Annotated in this window: 18 protein-coding genes; 4 read left to right on the top strand and 14 right to left on the bottom strand. The window is 41.5% G+C overall.

Annotated elements, in window-relative coordinates:
• Window positions 1-35 precede the first annotated feature (35 nt).
• From MHH58_RS01905 to MHH58_RS01880, 6 genes are all read right to left on the bottom strand, one after another.
• Window positions 36-1,586 (bottom strand): amidohydrolase, encoded by a 1,551-nt coding sequence (locus MHH58_RS01905; RefSeq protein ID WP_341344861.1) that lies wholly within the window; start codon window positions 1,584-1,586, stop codon window positions 36-38.
• A gap of 72 nt (window positions 1,587-1,658) precedes the next feature.
• Window positions 1,659-2,459 (bottom strand): pyrroline-5-carboxylate reductase, encoded by an 801-nt coding sequence (gene proC, locus MHH58_RS01900; RefSeq protein ID WP_341344860.1) that lies wholly within the window; start codon window positions 2,457-2,459, stop codon window positions 1,659-1,661.
• A 68-nt stretch (window positions 2,460-2,527) separates the two neighbouring features.
• On the bottom strand, window positions 2,528-3,238 hold the full coding sequence (gene trhA, locus MHH58_RS01895; RefSeq protein WP_135097955.1) for a PAQR family membrane homeostasis protein TrhA: 711 nt from the start codon (window positions 3,236-3,238) through the stop codon (window positions 2,528-2,530).
• Window positions 3,238-4,386: a UTP--glucose-1-phosphate uridylyltransferase gene (locus MHH58_RS01890; protein WP_135097953.1), complete on the bottom strand. Its 1,149-nt coding sequence runs from the start codon at window positions 4,384-4,386 to the stop codon at window positions 3,238-3,240. The genes trhA and MHH58_RS01890 overlap by 1 nt, the downstream gene beginning before the upstream one ends.
• Before the next feature lie 15 nt (window positions 4,387-4,401).
• On the bottom strand, window positions 4,402-5,703 hold the full coding sequence (locus tag MHH58_RS01885; RefSeq protein ID WP_135097951.1) for a pyrimidine-nucleoside phosphorylase: 1,302 nt from the start codon (window positions 5,701-5,703) through the stop codon (window positions 4,402-4,404).
• Between the two features lie 15 nt (window positions 5,704-5,718).
• Window positions 5,719-6,039, bottom strand: a complete 321-nt coding sequence (locus tag MHH58_RS01880) for a hypothetical protein (RefSeq protein WP_115884801.1) — start codon at window positions 6,037-6,039, stop codon at window positions 5,719-5,721.
• Window positions 6,040-6,152: 113 nt separating this feature from the next.
• Between MHH58_RS01880 and MHH58_RS01875 the strand changes: the two genes are divergently transcribed.
• Window positions 6,153-6,875 carry an SDR family NAD(P)-dependent oxidoreductase gene (locus MHH58_RS01875; RefSeq protein ID WP_135097949.1) on the top strand — a complete coding sequence of 241 codons (723 nt, stop codon included), beginning with the start codon at window positions 6,153-6,155 and terminating at the stop codon, window positions 6,873-6,875.
• A 150-nt stretch (window positions 6,876-7,025) separates the two neighbouring features.
• A complete protein-coding gene (locus tag MHH58_RS01870; RefSeq protein WP_135097947.1) occupies window positions 7,026-7,685 on the top strand; it encodes a metal-dependent transcriptional regulator in 660 nt (219 codons plus the stop codon).
• A 51-nt stretch (window positions 7,686-7,736) separates the two neighbouring features.
• On the opposite strand, the gene MHH58_RS01865 is transcribed toward MHH58_RS01870, so the two are convergent.
• From MHH58_RS01865 to MHH58_RS01850, 4 genes are all read right to left on the bottom strand, one after another.
• Window positions 7,737-8,201 (bottom strand): Dps family protein, encoded by a 465-nt coding sequence (locus tag MHH58_RS01865; RefSeq protein WP_115884804.1) that lies wholly within the window; start codon window positions 8,199-8,201, stop codon window positions 7,737-7,739.
• Between the two features lie 201 nt (window positions 8,202-8,402).
• Window positions 8,403-9,182 (bottom strand): Cof-type HAD-IIB family hydrolase, encoded by a 780-nt coding sequence (locus MHH58_RS01860; protein WP_341344859.1) that lies wholly within the window; start codon window positions 9,180-9,182, stop codon window positions 8,403-8,405.
• Window positions 9,183-9,204: 22 nt separating this feature from the next.
• The gene (locus MHH58_RS01855) at window positions 9,205-9,612 is read right to left on the bottom strand and encodes a hypothetical protein (protein ID WP_135097943.1); all 408 of its coding nucleotides are present in this window, start codon (window positions 9,610-9,612) and stop codon (window positions 9,205-9,207) included.
• Between the two features lie 17 nt (window positions 9,613-9,629).
• Window positions 9,630-10,223 carry a ribonuclease H1 domain-containing protein gene (locus MHH58_RS01850; protein WP_135097941.1) on the bottom strand — a complete coding sequence of 198 codons (594 nt, stop codon included), beginning with the start codon at window positions 10,221-10,223 and terminating at the stop codon, window positions 9,630-9,632.
• A gap of 256 nt (window positions 10,224-10,479) precedes the next feature.
• Between MHH58_RS01850 and MHH58_RS01845 the strand changes: the two genes are divergently transcribed.
• Window positions 10,480-11,655, top strand: a complete 1,176-nt coding sequence (locus tag MHH58_RS01845) for an MFS transporter (protein WP_135097939.1) — start codon at window positions 10,480-10,482, stop codon at window positions 11,653-11,655.
• Between the two features lie 61 nt (window positions 11,656-11,716).
• Here MHH58_RS01845 and MHH58_RS01840 read toward each other — a convergent pair whose 3' ends face one another.
• Together MHH58_RS01840 and MHH58_RS01835 are read right to left on the bottom strand one after the other, a co-directional pair.
• Complete coding sequence (locus tag MHH58_RS01840) at window positions 11,717-12,685, bottom strand: LLM class flavin-dependent oxidoreductase (protein ID WP_135097937.1); 969 nt, start codon at window positions 12,683-12,685, stop codon at window positions 11,717-11,719.
• A gap of 3 nt (window positions 12,686-12,688) precedes the next feature.
• Window positions 12,689-12,970, bottom strand: a complete 282-nt coding sequence (locus MHH58_RS01835) for a DUF3219 family protein (protein WP_318272303.1) — start codon at window positions 12,968-12,970, stop codon at window positions 12,689-12,691.
• Window positions 12,971-13,190: 220 nt separating this feature from the next.
• On the opposite strand from MHH58_RS01835, the gene MHH58_RS01830 reads away from it, so the two are divergent.
• A complete protein-coding gene (locus MHH58_RS01830) occupies window positions 13,191-14,639 on the top strand; it encodes a YhgE/Pip domain-containing protein (protein ID WP_341344858.1) in 1,449 nt (482 codons plus the stop codon).
• Window positions 14,640-14,726: 87 nt separating this feature from the next.
• Here the strand turns inward: MHH58_RS01830 and MHH58_RS01825 are convergent, their stop codons facing one another.
• Both MHH58_RS01825 and MHH58_RS01820 read right to left on the bottom strand, forming a co-directional pair.
• On the bottom strand, window positions 14,727-15,227 hold the full coding sequence (locus MHH58_RS01825) for a hypothetical protein (protein ID WP_341344857.1): 501 nt from the start codon (window positions 15,225-15,227) through the stop codon (window positions 14,727-14,729).
• A 73-nt stretch (window positions 15,228-15,300) separates the two neighbouring features.
• A complete protein-coding gene (locus MHH58_RS01820) occupies window positions 15,301-16,461 on the bottom strand; it encodes a metal ABC transporter solute-binding protein, Zn/Mn family (protein WP_135097931.1) in 1,161 nt (386 codons plus the stop codon).
• Window positions 16,462-16,467: the final 6 nt, after the last annotated feature.

Here is a 16,467-nt window from a genome sequence, read left to right as displayed (position 1 = left end):
AGAGACGCTAATATAAACGAAAAGTGAATTTCCGGTTACATTTCAAAAACTGGCTCTCCGTCTATAACAGTTTTCAGCACTTTTGTTTCCTTGACTTCATCCGGTGTGACCGTCATGACATCTCTGTCCAGCACGATAAAGTCCGCAAAATATCCTTCAGCTATTCTGCCTTGTATATTTTCTCTGTAGACAATTCTGGCCGCTTCAGTAGTATACATTTTAAACGCTTCAAAACGGGAGACAATTTGTTCCGGATTATATACAGTACCGTTATCCTCCCGGGTCATCAGCGCATGAATGCCGAGAAAAGGATTAACTTTTTCAATCGGTGCATCGGATGATCCGCCGAGTATAATACCTTTATCCAGCAGTGTTTTAAAAGGATATAAATATTCTGCACGTGCACTGCCTATATATTCCTCTACCCACGGCATATCTGAAGTCAGGAAGGTCGGCTGAATATCGCAAACAACAGGCAATTTGGCGATACGCTCAATTAAATCTGGCCGCAGCAGACTGATATGAATCAGACGGTCATGCTTCCCTTTTGGCACAGGATACTTCTCTACAGCATCGAGCACCATTTCAATCGCCCGATCGCCAATCATATGAACAGCGATCGCATCATTATTAGCCCGGGCAGTCTGAACCAGCTGCTCCAGTTTTTCCACCGTGTGAATCTGCAGTCCTTTGTCTTGTGTACCGTTATACGGTTCGCTGACAAGTGCAGTCTTCGCTCCAAAAGCACCATCTGCAAAAATCTTCATCGCATCGCGTTCCACAAAGTTTTCTTTATATGTTTTATCAGCCTTAACGACATCTTCGTATACCTGCTCATGAGTCAGAAGATTCACCCTGAATTTTAATGCGTCTTTACCCAGCGTGTTTAAATAAGCATCCAGCGGCACATTAAAATCACCGTAGTAAGCAAGATCTTCCGTATGAACATTCGCAATACCGAGAGACTGCAAATATTTAACACCGCGGGCAATGTCTTCCCCTAACGATTCGGCGGTATCTTCCACAGTTGCCGCACGCATTTCTTCAAACGCCTTGTCGTATACCCAGCCTGTCAGTTCGCCATCCTTATCTCGTTCAAAATATCCGCCTTCCGGGTCCTCGGTATCTTTAGTGATGTTCAATGCTTCGAAAGCTGCAGAGTTCACTACTCCCGCGTGCGCACAAATACGCGTAATTAAAGTCGGTTTATCGGTCAGGTCATCCAGCTCTTCTGCTGTAATTTTATACTGGTTGTCGAAATTGTTTTCATCATAGCCGAGGATATTGTTCCAGCTGCGGTTTGTCTTAAACGCTTTAACCTGTTCTTTCATCTCATCGATGTCCGTTACATCGTCGAGTGCCAGCAGCTCCAGTTTCTTGCCGATCATAACCAGATGCTGGTGCACATCGGTCAGGGCGGGCATCATTGTTTTACCTTTTAAATCGATAAATTCAGATGCAGATGATTTTAATTCTTCATAGCTCCCGATTCTCTCAATCAGACCATTATGTATTAATACAGCCTCCACTGTATCCATAGGTGCATTCATCGTATAAATTGTTCCGTTATAATATAATGTCGACATCTATTCCATACCTCTCATCTATAAAAAAATACTTTCATATATTATTATATATGAAAGTATTTCCAGATTCATTTATCGTTCACTTAATTTTTTACTCCGGTCCCTCGCACTGCCGAGAGTCTTCGAAATCATTTCCTGAAGTTTGAATTCACTGAGCGTATCTAAGCCCGCTTCAGTCGTACCTGCTTTAGATGTAATATCCGTCCGCAGCTGTTCAAATGATTCAGGACGTTCCGATAAAGTTTTCCCTGTACCAATAACCAGGTTTCTCGTCAGTTTTTCCGCATCTTCTTTTGAAAATCCGAGTTCCTCGAGACTTTTCGCATACTGTTCGTAAATGTAGTACAGAAATGCTGGCCCTGAGCCGGTCGCCGCTGTAATGTTATCCATGCCTTCTTCACCAATGACAACATTTTTACCGAAACTCGCCATTAATTCAATCAGTTCGTCCTTATTGTCGAAGTCATCCGAAAATGCAATGCCGTTAACCGAATACTGCACCATTGCATTTGTATTCGGCATAATTCTCGCTACCGCATTTTCCATACCAGCTTCTTCCTGAATTGTCGCGATGTGAATACCCGCCATCACCGAAATCAGTTTTGTTTTCTTTTCCAAATACGGACGGATCCGTTCAGCTACATCTGTAAAGTTCTGGGGTTTGCTGGCGAGCACGATATAATCGGCATCTTTGCACAGTTCCGCATCATCGTAGGACACATTCACACCTAGCGATTCTTTAAATTCCATCGCTGCCACCCGGTTTGACTTACTCGTAATATAAATGTCTTCTGCTTTGACTGTTCCTTTTTCAATCATTCCTGTAAATATCGCACTGGCCATATTGCCTGCGCCAAAAAATACTATTTTCATCCCTACCACTCCGCTCAGTTTTTCATTCGTAAGCTGTCTATAATATCATATTATCCACAAAGGTTGCATCAGATATAAAAAACAATCGCTGTATAGTGGCATATCGCTGCGATTATGATAAAGAAGTGCCAAATCATGTGAAAATATTTACGTGTTTTCTGCGCATAAAACCATGCCCCTGCAGTGTAAGCGAGTCCGCCGAGTATAATAAGGCCGATAAAGACCCACGACGTTTCACTTATAATAGAAGGAATAAATGCAACTGCGGACCAGCCCATAATTAAATAAATTGCCAGACTGACTTTTTCGTTCACAACAGGTGCCAGCACCTTATAGAGAATACCGAGTATTGTTGCAACCCACTGCACGATAAGTATTACAAGGCCGAAGGTGCCGCCGACAACAGAAATTGCTATCGGTGTATACGTTCCGGCAATCGCCACGTAAATAAAACTGTGGTCGAGAAGACGCATAACATATTTATGATTTGTATTGTGCTCCATCGAATGGTACAGAGTGGAGGTCAAAAACATCAGCAGCATACTGATGACGAATATTGAACCCCCGGCTGCATGAGACATACCACCCTCCAGATACATATAGACAGCGGTAAACGGCAGCAGAAAAATAAATATTATCGCAGCTACCCCGTGACTGACCGCGTTGCCCACTTCTTCTCCGAACGTTAAGGGAACAACATTTTTCAAAGTTCTTTCTATCCTTGTAGATACTTCTTCTTTATTATATTTGCTGCTTTCAGAATTTGACTCTTCAGCCATTAGATCAGTCCTTCTTCAGTTAAATCTTTAAAGGCAGTTTCTATACTGTCATTTCCTGCTTTATTTTTAAGCGGTGAAAATTCACCTTTTCTGTCGACCTGAAGCGTATTGTGTTTATCAGCATATTTAAATGCATCGAAGTAAAACTTCTCAAACTTCAGCACCTCTTCTTTTACAACTGTTAAATGATGGTCGAGGTGTTCCAGTTTTTTCAGCGCCAGATGGTAAGGCATTTCACCGTCAGCTGCTTTATTTAAAAAGTTCATGCTGTACATATGAATACCGATATTTGCGTTCGTGAATTTGTCTTCACTGCCGGCAGGAAGTTCCGTATATTCCACCACCCCTTTACTGCCGTTCATTACGGCCAGACGTCCGACTGACTCACCAGATTTCGGCGTAATCGATTTCGATGTAATATCATTATTTTCAGTAACGTGGAGACCGACCAGCGCAGGATCCAGCACTTTAACGACAACGTTGTCGACATTGTTCATAAATACGTATTTTACGCCCGCCTGCTCCATCTCCTTGAGCATCCCGCTGTTCTTTAATGAGCTGAAAATCCCTCCGTTGCCGTTCGGTGTCAGCATAATGTCCTTATATTCGGTAAGAAGCAGTTCGCCCTCTTTGGTCAGCGGTGGAAAATGCTCCTGTTTAAAGAAGTGAATGTTTTCTTCCGGCACTTCAAAATAATTATGCTCTTTAAAGAAGTCCATCGTTTCTTCATGGTTGATATCGCTCGTCATAATATACCAGTGAACTTTCAGCTCACCCTGTGCATTTTTAAACTCGAGAATCTGTCTTGCCTGAAGCTCGAACAGCGACACACCTTCAAATGAAAATGTTCCTTTCGGACCTGGGTGTTCAAGTCTTGTTCCCTGACCTCCGGCCATCAGCACTACTGCAACTTCGCCGCTCTCGACAGCAGTGTTCGCCGCTTCAGACACAGCATCTAAATCGAGTGCGGATTTCAGCACATAAGGCACCTCTTCTACTGAAGATAAATCCACTTCTGTTTTGTTGACATATGTTTCGTTATAAACACGTTCGATAGTATCAATGTCGAGCGCGTTAAATTGTTCTTTCACTTTGTCCTGATAGCTGTCTTCCAGCAGATTGTATTGAGGAATCCATTTTTCAATCATATTTTTTCTCCTAACTTATGCAGTAATAATACGTTTGATTAGTTTAGTCTGTTTCTGCTCACTGCCTAAATGATAGCTCGCGATAACTTTCTGAGCGACGCTGTTCACGTCTTCAGTGTTCGCTGCAATTTTAGCGATAACATCGCCTTTTTGGATATAGTCTCCAACTTTCTTCTCGAGTACAATACCGACAGCGAGGTCGATTTCGTCTTCTTTTGTCTGGCGTCCTGCACCGAGGATTGATGCTGCAACCCCGATATTTTCCGCATCGATGACTTCAACGTATCCTTCTTCTTCGCTGACAACATCAAAGTGATATTCTGCCTGCGGCAGATTTTCAGGATGATCAACAAGCGTGCCGTCGCCGCCCTGATTGTTAACGAAAACTTTAAACTTTTCTAGAGCACTGCCGTCCTTAATAACTTTTTCCAGCATAGCGCGTGCTTCATCGAGATCTTTTGCCTTGCCGCCGACAACTGCCATCTGTGCTCCAAGTGTTAATGATAATTCAGTTAAGTCAGCAGGTCCTTCACCTTTAAGCGTATCGATTGCTTCTTTCACTTCGTTTGCGTTACCGACAGCATAGCCGAGCGGTTCTTCCATGCTTGAAATAATTGCCATCGTGCGGCGGCCGACATTATTACCAATACGCACCATTGTCTCAGCCAGTGCTACAGCATCTTCTTCTGTTTTCATAAATGCGCCGTCTCCGACTTTAACGTCTAAGACAATTGCATCTGCACCTGCAGCAATTTTTTTGCTCATTATAGAACTTGCAATTAACGGAATCGAGTTTACCGTTCCCGTAACATCGCGCAATGCGTAAATTAATTTGTCGGCAGGTGTCAGGTTTCCGGACTGTCCGATAACCGCAACTTTGTCCTTATTGACAAGATTCACAAAGTCATCCTGTGTCAATTCCACATGGAAACCTTTTAAAGCTTCAAGTTTGTCAATTGTTCCGCCGGTATGACCGAGGCCGCGCCCGCTCATTTTTGCAACGGGAACATCTAGTGCTGCTACTAAAGGTGCGAGCACTAATGTAGTTGTATCACCGACACCGCCTGTAGAGTGTTTATCCACTTTAATGCCGTCAATTGCAGACAAATCAATCTGATCACCGGAATTCACCATAGCCATCGTAAGGTCAGCTGCTTCTTCAGGGGTCATATCGTTGAAGAAAACCGCCATTAATAAAGCTGAAGCCTGATAGTCGGGAATTTCCCCATTTGTATATCCGTTAATGAAGAATTCAATCTCCTCTTTAGTCAATTCTTTGTTATCGCGTTTATTGGCGATAATATCTACCATTCTCATCGTAAAGTGCTCCTTCTATTTAGACGTTGCCGTCCATTCCTTTTTATTCTTATAGCGTTTCGTATGCGCATAAATATTCTCAGCCGCATAATCTTCATTAGTATACACTGTTATATCAAAATATGTCCCATTTTCACTGTGTTTTTCGTCAGTATAAATATCCTTTAAATGCACAAACAAATTTTTCATTGCCGTATGATCGAGGCTCGGATATTCACGTAAAATTTTCTTTTGCAGCCGGCCGTTCTGTTCCAGCACTTCCTGCACAACAATAACAAACGATTCCGATTCCTTAATTACATCATCAAAAATATTAGTCTGTCCGCGTTCAGCCATTGTAAATCCTCCTCTCTGTTAACAGGCATATCCATTTCATCTTTTTAATATCTTCATTATACTTAAAATATGTCACAATTCATAACATGAACTTTAAAAGTGGAGGTACAGATATGCAGAATTTACACGGGAAAACTGCTTTAATTACCGGAGGTTCCAGAGGTATCGGTTTAAAAACTGCCCAGGCACTGGCTGACAACGGAGTAAACGTTGCAATAGCCGGCCGCAACAGCGACACTTTAAAAGATGCTCTTTTAACCCTGGAAAAAAAAGATGTAAAAGCTATTGCCGTAAGCGGTGACGTTTCAGTTAAAGCGGATGTTAAAAGCATCGTCGAAGAAGTATTAAACGACTTTGGCCATATCGATATTCTGATTAATAACGCAGGAATTATGGGTAACGGCAGCTTCTTTGATGATAATGAAGATATGTTCCGGAAAATGATCGACGTTAATGTTTTCGGTATGTATTATATGATGAAAGAAGTGCTGCCTGGTATGCAGGAGCAGAATTCCGGCGACGTGGTAAATATCGCTTCTGTTTCAGGTCTTCGTTCGTCAGCAGGCAGCGCACTGTATTCCGCGACGAAGCATGCCGTTATCGGATTAACTGAAGGCGTGATGCGGGAAGTCCGTAAAAATAATATACGCGTTCAGTATTTAACACCATCAGCGGTCTTAACTGATTTAATCGGCACACCGTCACTCGAGCCCGAAACGATGACCCATCCCGAAGATATCGCTGATATTATCGTCAACCAGCTGAAGATTCATCCACGCACATTTGTTAAAAACAGCGAGATGTGGGCTACGAATCCAAAGCCTAGAAATCTGTAATTAAATATAATTATCGTCTGGAACTGATATTTCCAGACGTTTTTTATGCGGCTGGTAAAAAATAACGCTTGTTTATTTTTAGAAAATGATTTGCCAGTCTATTAATTTTTCTTCATAATTAAAATTGAAGTTTCAGAATGGAGGGTAATAATGAGCCCAACTAAAGAAGATTATCTAAAGGTGCTGTTCGAACTTGGAGCGTGGAAAATCCAGGTGCCGAATAAAGAAATTGCCGAGCGTTTAAATATTTCCCCCCCGACTGTGACTGAAATGATGAACAGTTTAGTTAAAGCAGGATGGGTAGAATATACACCATATAAAGGAAGTATGCTGTCTGATGCAGGAGCAGAATATGCAAAAAAACTGATACGGAAACATCGCCTGTGGGAAGTTTTCCTTGTTGACAATCTGGGATTTAATATCGATGAAGTGCATAATGAAGCAGAAGTGCTCGAACACTCGACAAGTGATATTTTAGCCGATCAGCTTGAAAAGTATTTAGGCTATCCGGAACACTGCCCTCACGGCGGCGCTATTCCTTTAGAACTGATGGATACCCAGGAAAAAGTATCAACTCGTTTATCCGATATTAAAAACGATGATATCGTCAGCATTTCAAGAATATTAAATGAAGATAAGCTCGTGCAGCACTTTAAGCGTGCTAATCTGAATATCAACGATGACATTCAAATTACTGACCGTGACAAAAAACTTGATCTTTTTTACATTACCAATCACACTTCCGGTGAAGACACTGCGCTGAGCCGGACAATTGCCCAGTACTTATTCGTCGTTGATAAAACCGAATAAACGAAAAGACCGCTTCCTGCAGGAAGCGGTCTTTTCGTTTGTCATATTATATTATTTAACGTCTTCGCCTAAATAAGATTTAAGCATCCAGTTATTTTTCTCAATCTCCTGAGCCATTGCGATGAACATATCTGCTGTACGGTCGTCGCCGGCACCTTCTGCCACTTTCACACCCTGGTTTAATTCTGCTGAGAGTACTTCAAAGTCTTCTGTCAGCTGTTTAACCATCTGTTTTGCATCAAGTCCGTATTCGCCTTCTTCAATACTTGACTCTTCAAGTGCTTCAGTCAGTTTTGCGACTGGTTCGCCGCCGATTGTTAAAATTCTTTCCGCAAGATCATCTACATATACTCCTGTTGCATCATACAGCTCTTCAAATTTAGCATGTAGTGAAAAGAAGTTAGGTCCTTTAACATACCAGTGGAAATTATGAAGTTTAGTCCATAATACCGTGTTGTTTGCCAGCTGTTTATTAAGTACCTCGATTACTTGTGTTTTCTCTTTAACTTGTACCATTAAAAATCACCTTTCTCTTATATAGATTTGATTTTCGCCTAAACTCACTATTTAGAATCATTATTATCTGTAAATATATTATACCACGTCTGAAACAGATTTCAACTCTTATTTATAACTATTATAAATAAGGTTCTCTCTGATTCCGACTATTGTTTAGCAATACCCCTGCATACTTTTTATAAACATAAAAAAGCCGGATTATAATAATCCGGTCATCTTCAGCCCGTCATAGAGCCCATTTTCATCAACGTGTCCAGTGACGTATCTGCTGACTGCTTTTGCTTCCTGAACACCGTTGCCCATCGCAACACTATTCTCAATTAGCTCAAGCATCTCTACATCATTGGGTCCATCGCCAAATGCATACGTATCCTTAATATCAATATTCATTTTATCCAGCAGCGTCTTTATTCCTTCAGCTTTTGATCCGCCTGCTGGAATAACATCCATACAGAATTCATGCCATCTTAAAAAATATACGTCGTCATAAGAAGCTGTATACTCTCTTTCCTCCTCCTCTGTACAGAACAGAAGAGACTGATAAATAGCATTATCTTCAAAATACGCTTTGTCTTCCGAAACTTCAAAGTCGAGTTTCAGTGAACCAATCCCCGCTTTTACATGTTCATGTTCTTTTGTGCTGACCCTTAAATCTTTCTCATCGCAAAATGCGACCGGGTGGTTATTGCTGTGCGCTTGTGCACTTAATTTTTCCAGTGTGCTGCTTTCGATTGGATTATCATATATCACCTGACCTTCGAAAACAATATATTGTCCGTTGTAGCTGATATATGTTTCAATGCCGAGTTCCTCTCTCAGCTTCTTATACATGAATGGGCCACGGCCGGTTGCGATCGCCACAATATGCCCATCTTCTTTCAACTGGCGGACAGCTTTCTTCGCTTCAGCAGGCACTACTTTATCAGAGTTGTATAACGTTCCATCGATATCAAAAAATATTAACTTGCGATTTGACATAAGGCACCTCTTCTATAATTTGTTACAGTATATAAATATTCGTTAAAATAATTAAACCGATAATCAGCAGCAGCCAGATTACTGTCATGACTAGATTAGATTTATCGTGAAATGCAGTGTACAGTTTGAAATCCGTTACTATATTCAAAATGAGCTGCAGTATAACTACACTAACCAAGAGCCAGACTCCAAGTGTTATGTTTCCTGTGAAAAATATCGCTGCTCCAATAATAAATACCACTGTCATAAGGACTAAAAACACACGTTCAATATAAACGAGTTTCAGCCGCATTATTTTACCTATTGCTTTTTCGTCGCTGAAGTATCTCCGTTCATCAAAGGAAAAATGCAGTCTGTCATCGTTGAAAAAAGTCGTCATTGCAAATTTAAGCAGCAGCCCTGCCACGAGGACAAATAATAATATGTACATACAGTAAGTCCTTCCTGCTAGTTATTCACTGCACGTTTAGCCAGTTCATCCGCCATCTCATTAAAACGGACACCGGTATGTGCAGCGACTTTGTAAAAATGTATGTTGATTTGTTTTCCAAAGCTGTTCATTTCTTCAGCATAATTACGCGTGACAGCATTTTTTGCCTGCCATTCCCCAGTGTACCATTTTTCAAGACCAGCGTAATCGTAGTGCACATGGATAGTCTTATAACCATGCTGTATTGCCCATTTGACGGCATACAGAATACCTGCAATTTCAGCCGACACATTCCACAGATTATTATCCGGATCAACAGGCGTGCTTTCTGCAGCAGTATGGATTACTTCATCATTAATGATAAACACCGCACCGAAGCCTGCCTTGTTAACACGCTTATCATAGCTGCCGTCCACGTAGCTGACGAGCTCGCCGTCAGGTATTTTTTTATTTTCATCTTTAAGATTATTCATAAAACGCTCCGCCTCAGCTTTTGTTTTAAAAGATTTAAATTCGGCTCCGCTGAAGCCTTTTGCTGCTTTTTCGCAGTCTGCCCATGTATTGTAAATACCGGGACGATGGCCTTTTCTTACCGCATAAAATTTTGCCATATATATCCTCCTGTAAGTTTCAACTATAAAAATCACTCATGATTGTACCATGAGCAGCCCTCTGTTTTATAGTAAACTGTCAACACCTAAAGATACTGGTCTTAAACATCAGCACATATCTGCTGTCAGTGTATTTTCTCAATAAACTGTCTTTTTATATGAAAACACTTTCTTAAGCGCTGCTCTGGACATTGAATTTAATGTGTATTAATATCTCCTATGTGCTTTTAATAGAAAGCTTGAAAGGGAGGCGCGTATGTTTAAAAATCCTTCAAGAAATACAATTATTACAGTGTTTATGATCGGAGCTTTCGCGGTCGGCATGACGGAATATGTCGTTACGGGACTGCTCACTCAGTTTGCCGCTGATTTAGATGTTGCTGTCTCGACGACAGGACTGCTGCTGAGCGTATACGCGCTGAGTGTCGCTCTGTTCGGACCCGTCATCCGGCTCTTAACTTTAAAATTTTCCCCAAAATTATTATTACTTATATTAATATCTATTTTTATTATCAGTAATATCATTGCAGCGACTGCACCGAATTTTGAAGTGCTGCTGCTGTCACGCCTGTTATCTGCCTCGATGCATGCTCCGTTTTTCGGCGTCATGATGAGTCTTGCGATGGCAATTTCACCGCCTCACAAAAAAACGGGAGCTATTGCTCTTGTCAATGGCGGCCTTGTGATTGCAGTAATGCTCGGTGTACCTTTTGGCTCTTACATCGGTTCAGTCCTCGACTGGCGTGTGGTTTTCTGGATGATTGTCGCTCTTGGCGTTATTAATCTGCTCGGTTTGATTCTTGTCACTCCGAACTTTAAAATTGCAGACGTCCCAAAAATTACTGCAGAACTGTCAGCTTTAAAAGATAAAAATGTCATCATGCTTATTATAACAATCGTCTTCGGTTATTCCGGAGTTTTTACAGCATACACCTTTTTAGAACCGATGCTGCGTGAAATCGCCAATATGGGAGATCTTGGCGTTACCTTCAGTATGCTAATGTTCGGTACTTTCGCCGTCATCGGGAATTTCTCTTCCGGCAGAGTTCAGCCGGGTAAACTGACGGGAGCCGTAACGCTGGTTATTTTATTTGTAGCCATCGTGCTGCTCGGGTTTACATTTATGCTGAAGGTACCTTATCTCGCTTACCTTGCTGCCGGCCTGTTCGGTTTAGGCACTTTCGGTATTTCACCGATGCTTAATGCTAAGATTATTTTTGCTGCGATAACGGCACCGGCTCTTGCAGGCACGCTCGCCGCTTCAGTATTCAACTTGGCAAATGCCATCGGTGCTTCGCTGGGTTCTGTGCTCCTGTCTAACAATTTCAGTTACACTGAAATCACATTTATTGCAGGCGGCATGCTGATATTCGGCGCCTTATGCATGGTTGCCACACACTTTATAGAAGATAAAGACCGCTTCACAGCCTGATGTTAAAAAGCAAAATTATAACCTCCGGGAATCTGAAATCAGATTCCCGGAGGTTTTCTGCTTACCGCTCTGTTAACAATTGATCTGCGAGCAGACGGTAGCTGTTTATTTTATCTTCTATATTATGAGTAATCGTCACAATCATAAATTCTTCGACTTGATAGGCTTCACTGAGCCTTGTCAGTTCAGCACCGGCTTCTTCCGGTGTTCCAAAGATTAGATTTGATAATATAGTTTCTGCTTCCAGTCTTTCATCTTCTGTCAGTTCAACAGCAGCTGCATCTTCCGGGCTTGAAATCCCTTTAAAAGCTCGTCCCGTGGATTTCAGCGCCTGATTGACAGCATAACTCCAGGCGAGTTTACGAGCTGTTTCGCCATTTTCATGACAGAACACATTAACTGTAACAATAATTTTACCCGGTGAAGAACTTTCACGATATGTATCCAGCACCTCCAGGGGATTGCTCGTACTCATAAATTCCCCAAAACAGTAATTCATATTGCTGTCCCGTGCAGAAATTGCACTTTTACCGCTCGTGCCAAGCATCCATAATTGAGGCGGGGTATCCGGTACTGGCATTGCCCGGAGGCTTTTATCATTATTCTTTATAAATCCCTGAAGCTCTGCCAGAAGTTCCGGCATTTTAAACACCTGCTGCAAATAGTTATCGCTCAGCGCTTCGGATGCTTTGTTATCTCCGCCTGGTGCACGACCGATACCGATATCGATACGGTCTCCGTAAAGAGCGGCCAGAGTATTGAAAGTTTCCGCCACTTTAAACGGTTTGTAGTACGGCAGTAAAGTTGCGCCGCTTCCGAGACGAATATTTTTGGTCACCATCCCGATAGCGCCGAGTGTCACTTCAGGCGCACTTGATGATAAACCGCTCATACCGTGGTGTTCTGCCAGCCAAAACCTCGTAAACCCAAGTTCATCGCCCGCTACGGCCAGCTTCACACTATTTCTTAGCGCTTCGCCTGCGGACATATTTACAGAAACAGGTGCCTGGTCAAGAATACTCAGTTTCATAATTTATTTTTCTTCTTTCAGTGTAATGCGGTACTCTCCCACCTGGTCTTCTTCATACAGGTTATCGAGTGATGTTGAATAGTTGATAATTCTCGCCTGGAACTCCTCATTATTATTCCCCGGGAGTCTTACAAGGAACTCTTCTTTGTACAGGTGCTCTGATAAATTGTGGTAATCTTCACTTGCCACATCAAATTCAATATACACTGTACCTTCTTCTTCATCTCTTTTTAACTCTTTTACATCCAGAGTTATATCGTCTAAAACTATAATGTCATTCGCCACTATTATTCATCCCTTTCGATTCACTAATGAGAATATTAACATCTGCAATATTCTATTGCTAATAAAATGATTACCCTTTTTAAAATTTTCTAAGCCTTGTCAAATGGACATTCCAGCGTATATTTTAATAATTTATATGTGTTCATTTTCACATATAATTAGACATTGGCTGCTTTATTACGTACATTAAAGAAATACAAATTGATTGGAGACAGACTATATGTTCAGTGATATCAAACAATTAATGAAAAATCCTTTTTTAATTATTTCCCTGCTCGCAATCTCAACAATCCCGGCACTCTATACAGCAATCTTTCTCGGCTCCATGTGGGATCCCTACAATCAGATGGATGAAATCCAAATCAGTGTCGTCAATGAAGACGAAGGCGCCGAGATGAATGATGAATCACTTAATGTCGGTGAGAGAATTGAAAATGAACTCGCTGAAAATAGCGAATTTGACTGGCAGTTCACCGATGCAGAAACGGCACAGAAACATTTAGAAAATGGAACATCGTATGCAATTATACATATTGCAGATAATGTATCCGAACAGGCAACAACGCTCCTGGATGAAGAACCGGAATTGATTTCAATCGATGTGACTACAAACCCGGGTTTTAATTTCGTCGGCAGCATGATGGGCACCCAGGGCGGATCAGGTGTTGCAGATGCTATTGCCAAAACTGTCGGTGAGACTTATACTTCAACGTTAATGGATGCTTTATCAGAAGCAGCAGAATCGACAAATGATATCGAAACTGCCCTTTCTGATTTACAGGAAGGTGCGTCCGAGCTCCGTGAAAGCAATGAACAGCTGCAGACAGGACTTGATCAGGCAGCGCCGGCGCTTGGAGCCTCGGGCAGCCAGCTGACAGAGGGGAATACTGAAATCACCGCCGGTCTCGAGTCACTTGAAGAAAATCTCGGCTCACTTGAACAGGAAGTAGCAGAAGGCTCAGCCCCTCTCGAGGATTATTCATTTACTGAACACAATGCTGAATCAATCATCAGCCCGGTGGAAGTAAACGAAAGTGAAATTACTGATATGAATAACTACGGCCAAAGCTTTGCTCCATTTATTATTGCTGTAAGCTTATTTGTCGGGGCAGTCGCTTTCAGTGTAATTTTCCCGATCAACCGGAGCACTGAAAATTACTCGAACTCACTTTCTATGTCCGTCAGTAAGCTGATTATTATCTCAATCCAGGCAGTGATCTCTTCTGCTGTAGTTGCATCAGTCATAGAATTTATGTTCGATTTCCCTTTAAATGAACCGCTTAAATTTTACGGCGTGATTATACTCTGGGCATTTGCCTCACTGCTCTTTGTATCGTTGCTTGTATCGCTGTTCGGCAATATCGGTAAATTTATAACGATCGTTCTTTTAATCATTCAGCTCTCTGCGAGTGCCGGAACCTTTCCGATAGAAACAGCCGGCAGCATCTATCAATCCATTCATCCGGTACTGCCGATGAGTTATGTTATCGCAGCTATGCGTGAGTCGATTTTCAGTTTTGAAGGCAGTTTATCATACGGTGATGCAGTCATTTATACTGTTTCAATTACTGCCGGAAGCATTATCATACTTCAGCTGATAAACTTCCTGAAGTTCAAATTTGCTTCATTCGAGAACCTGATCAGAAAGCTGAGCAGAATTCAGTACTGATTATATGAACCGTCTGAAGTTGTAATCGAAGGCTTATCTTCATCAAAAAGGCACTGTCCCCGTCGGGGGACAGTGCCTTTTCTCTATTTAAACTTCATCTTCTGTAAGATCTTCCACCGGATAATCCAATTCTCTCAGCCGGTTTACAAATTGTTCATGGTTCAGATAAATATGATTCAGCTCTTTCAGTATTTCCTCTCCGCTGTAGAAACGAATGACTGTCTGAATATCACGTTCAATTGTAATATTGGTAATATCTTTTTTCGGCAGTACTGTTTGTCCCCGGCGGAATTTAATAATCATTCCAGATGGTGCAATATGCAGTTCGTAATATTTATCACCTTTATCGGCTTTAAATATAAAGCCGGCTATAATTCCGATTAGAATAACGAGTGCTACAATATAAGCACGGTTAAAAGCACTTTCTTCAATATTTCTGAACGTCATATATGACATATCAAAAATAATAAATAGTAAATAAGCACTCATTGCGACGAGCCCGAACAGTTTTACATTAAATCCTTTCGGATCATAATTTTTCGGTACATCTTTTCTCTCTAAATATATTACACCGTCGTTTGCCATCACAGCACCTCATCCTGCTCATTTATTCCACTATTTTAACATACCTCAAATGATGGAGAGAAAACACGTTTCAATTTTATTCTGTCACTTTGTCCAGCACTCCGAGGTTTCTTTTCATCAGTGAAATATAATCTTCCTGATTTTCGATATCCGCTTCTGTCCTGACCTCCATATTATGAATATATTCCGCTTCAGCACCTATCTCCTCCTGAATCACTTCAGAAATTCTGCCCGGACTGTTTTGTTCAAATAATACATATTTCAAATCATTGTCTTCCGCGGTCTTTAATAGTTCCGACAGCTGCTGCTGGGAAGGTTCATCGCTCATTGAATATCCTGAAACAGGTATTTGTTTTACACCGTAACGTTGCCAGTAGCCGAAAGCAGCGTGAGGCACAATAATTTTAGCATTCTTTTTAGATGATAAAACTTCGCTGAATTCCTCATCCAGCGCGGTCAGTTCTTTCACAAGCTTCTCATAATTTTCCTGGTAGAGCGTCTCTTCATCTTCATTCAATTTAATCAGTTCATCTTTTAGTATTTCAGCCGTTTCTATCATTTTTAACGGATCAATCCATATGTGAGGGTCGAATGAATCGTGGTTATCGATTTTTATATCTGCGATATCTTCCGCGATTAATTTTCCGTTCTCATAAATTGAAGCTCGTACAGAAAAACTTTTTGCTCCGGCTGTATACTTAAATTCTTCCCCGCTGCTCACCACTTCAAATTCATCTTTGCCTTCAGCTGCTGCCCATTCTATTTTATCGCCATTACCGGAAGCGCTAAGTTCCACCGTATCGCCCGTATGATAATGTTCTTTCATACCCTCGATAAAGTCATCATCCGCTTCGTGTTCACGGCCAGCAAATTCTTCAGGTGCGCCGCTGAACAATTCATGATAATCGCCGATTTTAATCAAAGCTGTTTCCTCGCTGCCGAGGGCATCAGCTATATTTTCAGAGAATGCTTCCATGCCCTCGCCAACATACACAACACCGTCGCCGTCTGCGTATTTCAGCATTTCCTGAGATGTCGGTTCATAGCTGTGACCATCAGCACCCGGCGGCAGAATAGATTCTGTTTCTACAGTATCACCGCCGATTTCAGAAATGATATATTCCAGGGGATATACTGTAGTGTAAATTTTTAATTTATCGCTATCTTCGGTATCACTGCTGCATGCTGTTAATATTATCACCGCAGCAAATAAAAGCATCCAGTTTAATCTTCGCATTCTATC

It is taken from the genome of Jeotgalicoccus sp. FSL K6-3177 (assembly GCF_038050175.1).
In the GTDB taxonomy this organism is placed as follows: domain Bacteria; phylum Bacillota; class Bacilli; order Staphylococcales; family Salinicoccaceae; genus Jeotgalicoccus; species Jeotgalicoccus nanhaiensis.
The sequence above is the reverse complement of the archived record's forward strand: the minus strand, read 5'-3'. Positions and strand labels throughout refer to the sequence as shown.